1 pseudogene is annotated in these 518 nt (G+C 49.8%); it reads left to right on the forward strand.

Going from position 1 to position 518, the window contains the following annotated elements:
• Positions 1 to 518: pseudogene (gene gyrB, locus R8N47_RS28400) on the forward strand (DNA gyrase subunit B); the annotation flags it as partial.

Consider the following 518-nt stretch of genomic DNA (forward strand, 5'->3'; position numbering starts at 1 on the left):
TATCAAGCTTGCTGATCGTATGAGCCGTCGTTACCCTCGCGCCTTAGTGCATGAGCTTATCTACACATCTCGTCTAACGGCTGAGCAGTGTCATGATGCAGCAGCAGTAGAAGCTTGGACAAAACAACTTGTTGAGCAACTAAACGCGAAAGAAGTGGGTGCAAGCCAATACAGCTACGAAGTGGAGCTGCACGCAGAGCTTGGTTTGAGCCTGCCGAAGATCATCGTTCGTACACACGGTGTGACTCACGAGCATGCGCTAAGTGTTGATTTCCTAAACTCAAAAGAATACGGCAAGCTGGCGGACCTTTCTGAAGTCCTAGACGGTCTTCTAGAAGAGGGCGCGTACATCAAACGTGGTGAACGTACTCTGCCAGTATCAAGCTTTGCTGAAGCACTTGAGTGGTTGGTTAAAGAATCGATGCGTGGTCTAAGCCGTCAGCGTTACAAAGGTCTAGGTGAGATGAACCCAGATCAGCTTTGGGAAACCACAATGGACCCAGAGACGCGTCGCATGA

This window comes from Vibrio sp. 2132-1, assembly GCF_033344315.1.